Origin of the sequence: Acinetobacter sp. WCHAc060033, from assembly GCF_004209125.1 — a bacterium.
Taxonomy (GTDB): Bacteria; Pseudomonadota; Gammaproteobacteria; order Pseudomonadales; family Moraxellaceae; genus Acinetobacter; species Acinetobacter wuhouensis.
Genome location: NZ_SGSW01000078.1, coordinates 1 through 8,346, shown reverse-complemented (window position 1 = coordinate 8,346; position 8,346 = coordinate 1). Strand labels below are relative to the sequence as shown.

The window sequence follows — 8,346 nt, the reverse complement described above, 5'->3', positions numbered from 1 at the left end:
ATAGCGTTCCTATCGCCTCAAGTAACACCATTACAACTGATACAGGCACAGATAAAGTAACCAATTTAGGCTTAACAGCTCCAACAGATATAGATGGCGATACTTTGACAATTACTGTAGAGCATTTACCAACTATAGGTATTATTAAATTAGCTGATGGTACAACAGTTGTTAAAGAAGGGGACACATTAACTTCTGATCAATTAACAGGTCTGAAATATTACGCACCTGCGGGTTATAATGCTGGAGATGCAATAGGTCAATTTAGTTATACGGTAAGTGATGGTTATGCAACGACCGGTGGTGCTGTAATTATTAACATTAATGATAAAATGCTACCGGCGGCACCGACAGTGACTATTGTTCAGGATAATAATCCAGATAATGGTTATTTGAATAAGGCTGAACTTAATGGTGTAAGTGATATTGAAATTAAGGTAACTTTACCAACAGATAACAGTAGCTATGCTAGTGTAAGAGTTGGGGACAAAATCAATTTGATCATTACGACAGTAAACAGCTCAGGTAGTTCTGATCAATCTCTATCTCGTATAGTGACGCAATCCGATTTGGATAACGGTTATATCGTTACTGTACCAAATGCTACGGATTTAAAATCGATTACTGCTACAGCAACGGTGACGGATCAAGCTAATAATACTTCAGGTGCCGCTTCCGATTCCGCCACAATTGATATTGACCCTCCCACAATTACTATTACCCATGTGGCAGGAAATGATGATATTGTGCAATGGAGTGAAAAGTCCACAGGTGGTACAGGATTTACTTTATCAGGTACTTTATCAGGTGTAGAGCTCGATCAAAAAATAACATTAACCTTTATTAAAGATGCAACCAATACTTTTGTTAGCAAAGAAATTACTGTAACAGCTGATATGGTATCAAGTGGCAAGTGGTCTGTGGACTTGTCCCAAGCTGAGGCGGCATCACTTAAAGACGGTACTGCTTATGCTGTTGTAAGTGATAAAGCAGGAAATACAGCAACTGCGAACAAATCTTATATCGTTGATGCACCATCAGATGGTTTGGTAAGGATTACAGGTTATGTAGATAATATTGATTATGTACAGAGTAAAACAGAAATCAATGCCAATGATATTACTCAAATATTAACGGGTTCAATTAAAGGTCGTTATGGTGAGACACCGACATTTAATAATGCATCAACTACTCAGGATGATCTCAATACAATGGATGTAATTGAGGGACAGTATGGTAAATTTACCTTTAATAGCACTACTGGCGAATGGACATATACATTAAATACAGATGTGAAAGATGCTATTAATAACAAAACCTTAACAGATGGCAATGGTATACCGATCAAATATCCATTAAATGATAAGCTCACTGTGACAGATGCAACAGATGGTACTTATGAAGTACAGCTGTCCATTAAAACCAATAATTCTGGCACGCTGCCTATTGTTGCTTCTACGGTGAAATTATTAGATGACACTAAAGACCAGACAATTGATACCGATCTGATAACTGGTCAGATTAATTTGAATGGTATTACCAGTTTAACTATTGATGGAATTAAGGTCGAGTACGGAAAAGCATATCGTCCTGGTAATGGTGCAGGTGAGTTTACCTTGTATGCCGATGGTAAATATACCTTTGAGCCTTATATTACGGGAGTTGCTGTTCCTTTACTGTTGAACGGCGGAGCAATTAGTCCTCCTATTCAAGCAACCTATATTGTAGATAATGGTACTGATCAAGGTGAGGGCGATGTTCATTATAGCAATGATGTTTTGGGTGAAATTCGCGGCACGGTAGATGCTTCTGCAACCTATCAAAAGAATAATGAAACCAAGGCAACATTACGTTTTTATGTTAATAAGGCAGATACTACCAGTGATATTGATACTTTAGGTTATCCTACCTATAAAGATATAGAAGTTAGCGTTGATGGTTCTAGAAAATGGTCTATTACTCAGGAACAACTTAATGGGATTTTGCAAACTACTTGGTGGGCAGATGAGTTGCGTGAAGATAACATCTATTTACAGGTTAAAGTTGTTGATCCCGTCACAGGCAAAACCAGTAATGCTACACAGGAATATAGCTTTGTTACCGATACATCGGCACCAGTAGCAACTGGTGTGGAATATAATGAAGATGCTCATCAGATTTCTGCATTTATTGGTAATCGTATTGCAAAAGGCGTGGATAAACAAATAGCGGCTTTAGCTGGTGATAAAGTTGAAGTCTATTACACACAAGCAGATGGAAGCAAAATCAAGGTTGGTGAAGGTGTTGTACGGGCTGATACAGAAAATTTATATGGTGGATATCTGCCGATTGCAGTGGTAATAGACACAGATAAACAATCACTGATTGTATCTGATGCAACTAAAGCTAATTTTACTGTATATGTGACTGATTCGGCCGGTAATACAGGTACAAGTGATACAAAAGATTTTAATTTAACCAATCGTCCAGTTGCACCAACCATTACCGGGTATTTGGATAATGTAGCGGGTGGTGTGGATTTTGGTAATTCTAACGTATTAAATGCGGCAGGTGAAAATCCTGAACAATTAACCAATGATAACAAAGGGGTAATTACTGGTACTATTTTGGCTAATGGTAATGCTGATGAAGTTTGGATTTATCTTCATGGATTATCAGATGCTGTCAAGATTAAACTAACTGATGATATGAAAGTTACAGGTTCAGATGGTAAAAGCTATTATCAGTGGGAAATGCCATCAACTGCCTATGCACCGCCAATAACAACATCGGGTGCTTTGGCAGATGGTCCTGTTAAAGCGACTGTGTATGGCTATAATAGTCAATCGGGTATGTTCAGTGTGTCTGGTAGTACGATTACTATTAATGTAGATACAATTGCACCGATTGTGACAGTTACATCGACTGCCTCCGATAATGTAGTTAATATTGCCGAAAATGGCGGCAATGGTTTTACAATTACTGGTAAGGTAAGTGGATTAGATCGTGATGCTAATGGTGTAATTAAATCTTATAGTTATACGGACAACAGTAATACGGTTAATGTTACTCAAAAACTCGTGGTTACAATTACAGATACAACAACTAGTAATGTTGTTAAAACTCTTACTTTGGATATTACAGGTAATAGCAATGAGGTACCTAATGGATCGATTTATGTCGATGCGGATGGTAATTGGACTTTAGATGCCAGTAAACTTGCGTCATTAGGTTTAATCAATGATCGATCTTATACTGTTACAGCGGCTGCCACTGATTTAGCGGGTAATACCAGTACCGGTGAGAATCAGGGAAGTAAAAGTTTTAGTGTGGATTTAACGCCACCAAGTGTGACAGTGGCTATTAATACTAACAAGGATGCAGTAACTATTGTCTTTACCGAAGTACCAACAAAAGATGATGGTACGCCAATGAATGCTAATGAAGTAAAAGACATATTAGTTCTGGAAAATGTAAATCTTGTTGGTAATATTAGCTCAAATGATGGTGGTAAAACATGGACATCTGCAATCTCGGCGCAAAATGAAGGTACCATGAAAGTCACTGTGCCTAATGGTAGTTATTACGATGCTGCGGGTAATCCAGGTGCAGTTGGCGAGTCAAGTACGACCAATATTGGGCAAACCACAGTTGTTGCACCAATAATCGAAACGCCTGTCAATCCTATTGTGACACCAACAGTGACGACAACAATTGGAAACGGCTCCATAACAGGTGGTACGGTCAGTGGTAATACATTTAAAAATAGTAGTACGGGTGCTAATGACGGCGTTAGGAATGCCTATTTTGCTTATGATTTAAATTTTAATGTAGCAGGTGCGCCTGTAGAAACCATTCGTGCAGAAGTCAATTTAACCGCAGTGGATAATAGCTTTTCTATTTTAATTAACGGCAAGGATATTCGTACTGGGCAAGACGCTTCTGCAACCACGGCAACTATTTTTCAGTTACAGCAAGGTGATAATACACTTGGTAATAGTGTAACAAATGGAAATGTTGTTGCTTTACGATTTGCTGATGGAAGCTGGCTTAATAGTCCTTGGGTATCCATTGCAAATGGAGTACCACGTTACAAAATTGTAATTACTGATGATGGGATAAGATTTTATGGAACTGAAAATAGTTCATCCACTGAAATGAAAGAGCTTTTTGTGAGTGAATTTAACTCAAGTTCCTTAGTAAAAATACCGCTGACCAATGTAGAAAACTTATTCACAACAGCAGATAATGTCGTGACTATTGTGAATAACAATGGTACTGGTGCTGATGCTCTAGCAGGTAATTTTGTAGTAACTGTGGGGAATAGATTTGATATTTCCGATAATGACAGTGCGCTTTTATCTGGCGCTATAATCAAACTAACGGGTGTTAAGGAAAGTGATTTGATTACACCTGTTTTAGCTAATGGTATCACCTCTACAGTTGCTCAAAGTGATTCAACATATACTTTAACCTTGTCCGGACAAGCAAGAGTTAAGGACTATGAAGACACGATTAATTCGATTATGTATTCCAGTCAAACGAATGGAAATCGAACAATTAATATTCAGATTACTGATACCTCTGGACTTTCCACAACTGTACATGGTTCGATGGAGTATAGTACTAGTAACGGCAAAGTAACTTTAGGGGAATTCCATTATCCTGATAATACTGTAGTTGCTAAAGCAGGTGATGAAACAATTAGTACAGGTAGTGATGGTAACGACACCCTCATTTATAATGTTTTAACTGCTGCTGATGCCAAAGCAGGTCATACCGGTATAGATACTTGGACGGATTTCCATAAAGGTAATTTAGATACTAGTAAAGGTACCATAGACAAAAATGCCGATACAATTAAATTCTCGTCTGATTTCTTTAATGGATTACTTCAAGATAGTGATTTAACGTCAAGTAATCTTAGCAATGTCGAAAAGTTCATTAAGGTTAACTACAATGCTGATATAGATAGTGCAACGATTTCAATCGATCGTGATGGCGAAAAAAATGGTACAAACTATCAAGATTTATTGATTTTAACGAATCAAACAACAGATGTAACACTGCAAGATTTATTAAATAATAACCAAATCATCATTGGCTAATCTGCCGTGATGATATAAAAAATTGCTCCATTCGTGGGGCAATTTTTTTGGAATATGTCCGCTAAACCCATCGCTATTTTAATTTTTAAGTATCCAGTGATACCCCACTTGAATTCAAGTAGAGGTAAGCGTCCGCTGAACATACCTTATGAATTCATCCTATTAGCCTTAACTTAGTCTCCACTTAAAAACAAATGGGGACTAAAATTTATGAAAGTTTTTCAAAAATCATCTATTAAGCAAAAAATGTGATGTAAGCTGTGTATCGATAGGCATTTGGGGTATTCAGTTTTTTGTCGTGATTAAATTGTGACACAAATGCCTATTCTTTAACAACTTTCTTATCCCAAATTTGAGTTAAGTAAAAGAAAGATTGTAAAACCTCGATTTGTATTTAAGTATGAATTTAGAATTGATAAAGCATAGGAATTTTCAATAAATGGCATATTATAAGCTCATAAGTAAATTACATTTCAGATATGTGTTAGGTAGTACTTTCTTTCAACCAATAATCAAAATTGGACGAGCAACTTTGGCAGCAACATTACTACTACGTCCATTCTGTAAAATAATAGCAAGAACAATTTGAGGGTTATCAGCAGGAGCAAAGCCTGATCGTAATGTCGTTCACTGAGTAAGGATTCATTGTAGCGTTTGCCTTGTGTAATACTTTTAACTTGGGCGGTACCTGTTTTTCCTACAGTTTGAAACACCTCCAATTTTTCTATACCGATTTTACCAATCAGGTTTGTACCTGAATATTTATCTTTATCAATAACTTTTAGCTCTTAATCATTAATTCGTCCCACATAGCCAATTAAATGAGCAAATAAATCATCATAAGGATAAATTCGTGTCATTTGGGTTGCAATTTCAATATCAGGAAATTGATATTTAACTTCACTAAATCGTGCAATATCTTCATCAGTAAGATGGAATTTAATGGTGACTTGGTCAGTTTTTCGTGCATCTTTAAAACGTTTTTGAACTTGTCCAATATCTTCTGCTGATAAGTTTAATATTGGTTTTAAATTTTTGATTAAATTGGTAATTTTTATATATTGAGCTTCATTTACAGTAATTGAAAAAATAGGATAATTATGGGCGAGTAATATTCCATTACGATCGTAAATATTTCCTCTTGCAGGTGGAATTGACTGTAAACGAATTCTGTTAGATTCTGAGATAGTTTGAAAATGTTGATGCTGATAGAGCTGCAAATAACCATATCTAATGATCAAGACAGCAAGACAAATTTCCAATAGAGCCATTGCAAAATAGATTCTCAGGTTAAAAATCTTCTTTTCCTGCTGTAAATTTTTAACCTGATTATGTGTTTGATGCCACATAAGTAATCAATTCACAAAATGTGCTTGAGGCATAAAGAAATCATGCAGATCTGTAGTCAGGATACCCCCAAAATCTTGCCCATTTTGTGCACGTATTCGAACAGATGATAGTTGCTTTTCTTGCTCCCCAACAATGATCAGATAAGGTATTTTTTTTAGTGTATGTTCACGGATTTTATAGTTCAATTTTGATTGACTTAAATCTAATGTTGCTCTAAAGCCATATTGTTTAAGTGATTCTTGAACTTGTTTGGCATAATCATGTTGTGCATCTGTAATCGGTAAAATTACGATTTGAACTGGTGCAAGCCAAAATGGGAAATGTCCTATATAGTGTTCAATTAAAATACCAATAAAGCGCTCAAGAGATCCAAATAAAGCACGGTGTAACATCACAGGCCGTTGTTTTTCATTATTTTCATCAATGTAATGAATATCAAAACGTTCTGGTAAATTTAAATCAACCTGAATTGTTCCGCATTGCCAATCACGACCAATGGCATCTTTTAACGTAAATTCAAGTTTAGGACGGCTTTGTTGCATAAACATCAAAAGGTTAGATTTATCCTAAGCTTACCAAATTTAAGGCGCAACTTGGGTATGTGGTCTACCTAATTCAGTAAATTTATTGAGTACTGCCATACGAGCATGAATTTCATTCACCTGACTAGGAAAGCTTTGATCCTAGACAATATCGTGGACAACATATCCCTCTAAATTCTTAAAATATTTATGCTCAAAGGCTTCAGGACTTAACCAGCCGTTTGCAGAATGTCGTCTGATTCGATTGTAGTAAACTTCAATATATTCAAACAAGACAGCATTGGCTTCTTTTCGAGTGGCAAATACACTGTCATGTATCACATGACCTTTCAATGTATGAAAGAAGCTTTCAGTCACCGCATTATCCCAACAATTCCCCCTACGTGACATGCTTTGAATACAGTTATTCGCCAATAATAGTGCTCTAAAATCACGACTACAGTACTGTGAGCCTTGGTCCGAATGCACCATAACACTTGTTGAATATCCCTGACGTGCCATTGCATAATTAAATGCATCACATACCAATTGACGATCTATCCGATAGCTGGTTTGCCAACCTATAATACGACGACTAAATAAATCTAGCATCACACATAAATACAGCCAACCTTCTTTGGTTCGGATATAGGTGATGTCTGTTGTCCAAACTTTATTTGGCAGTGTGACTGTAAACTGGCGATCTAATAAATTCGGTGCCGTCGGCAAACGATGATTTGAATCAGTCGTATGCTTATATTTACGTGCAATCTTGCTGCGTAAACTGAGCTTTTTCAGCATCCTTCCAACTGTACGTTCACTCATGCAGTAACCTAAATCATGCATGTCGTGCACCAATGAAGGTGCTCCTAAGCGAGCATGGTGTTGCCAATATACAGCTTTTAAATCAGTGTACTTCTGATTGACGTAAATCTGTCTCTTTCGCCAAGCATAGTAGCCCGAAGTGCTGACACCTAGGCATTTACAGGCAGAAGAAACCGTAGTTTCAGTCACAGCTAGGCCTTGGATTACCGTGTACTTTTCTTGGCATGATCTGTCAGGAAGTACACATGCGCCTTTTTTTAAATATCATTAGCTTCCCTGAGTTGTTTGACTTCTTTTTCTAAATCGAGAATACGCTGTTGTTCTGGCGAGAGCTGTCTTTTGCTGGAACCAGTGGGGTTGGTCTCACGAATCCATTTATCTAATGTTGAATAACCCACACCTAATTTCTGGGCGATAGCAGCCACAGATTCGTGCGAGTTTGAAAGTGCATAATCAATTGCTTGTTGTTTAAATTCTGGACTAAAGCGTTTAGCCATTTTTACATCTCCAAAGTTAACGTTACGTTATCTTTAGAGGGAATCATTGTCCATTATTTTGGCTAG

4 protein-coding genes and 1 pseudogene are annotated in these 8,346 nt (G+C 36.9%); 1 reads left to right on the top strand and 4 read right to left on the bottom strand.

The window, feature by feature from the left end:
- The first annotated feature begins 104 nt into the window (after window positions 1-104).
- Window positions 105-5,087 carry a beta strand repeat-containing protein gene (locus tag EXE10_RS21610; protein ID WP_213073865.1) on the top strand — a complete coding sequence of 1,661 codons (4,983 nt, stop codon included), beginning with the start codon at window positions 105-107 and terminating at the stop codon, window positions 5,085-5,087.
- A gap of 788 nt (window positions 5,088-5,875) precedes the next feature.
- Here the strand turns inward: EXE10_RS21610 and EXE10_RS19530 are convergent.
- The 4 genes and pseudogenes from EXE10_RS19530 to EXE10_RS19515 all read right to left on the bottom strand — a co-directional run bounded on the left by EXE10_RS19530 (window position 5,876) and on the right by EXE10_RS19515 (window position 8,280).
- The gene (locus tag EXE10_RS19530) at window positions 5,876-6,436 is read right to left on the bottom strand and encodes a hypothetical protein (protein ID WP_228256869.1); all 561 of its coding nucleotides are present in this window, start codon (window positions 6,434-6,436) and stop codon (window positions 5,876-5,878) included.
- Window positions 6,437-6,442: 6 nt separating this feature from the next.
- On the bottom strand, window positions 6,443-6,979 hold the full coding sequence (locus tag EXE10_RS19525; protein WP_228256868.1) for a His/Gly/Thr/Pro-type tRNA ligase C-terminal domain-containing protein: 537 nt from the start codon (window positions 6,977-6,979) through the stop codon (window positions 6,443-6,445).
- 39 nt (window positions 6,980-7,018) lie between these two features.
- Window positions 7,019-7,117: pseudogene (locus tag EXE10_RS19520) on the bottom strand (IS5/IS1182 family transposase); the annotation flags it as partial.
- Window positions 7,118-7,120: 3 nt separating this feature from the next.
- Window positions 7,121-8,280, bottom strand: a protein-coding gene (locus EXE10_RS19515) for an IS3 family transposase (RefSeq protein ID WP_130114466.1) whose coding sequence is annotated in 2 segments (ribosomal slippage) — window positions 7,121-8,046 and window positions 8,046-8,280 — 1,161 coding nt in all. Because the reading frame shifts where the segments join, the coding sequence is not laid out codon by codon here.
- Between the last annotated feature and the right edge of the window lie 66 nt (window positions 8,281-8,346).

Coding starts and splice junctions, on each gene's coding strand:
- EXE10_RS19530 (WP_228256869.1), bottom strand. CDS start 6,436: ATGTGGCATCAAACACATAATCAGGTTAAAAATTTACAGCAGGAAAAG.
- EXE10_RS19525 (WP_228256868.1), bottom strand. CDS start 6,979: ATGCAACAAAGCCGTCCTAAACTTGAATTTACGTTAAAAGATGCCATT.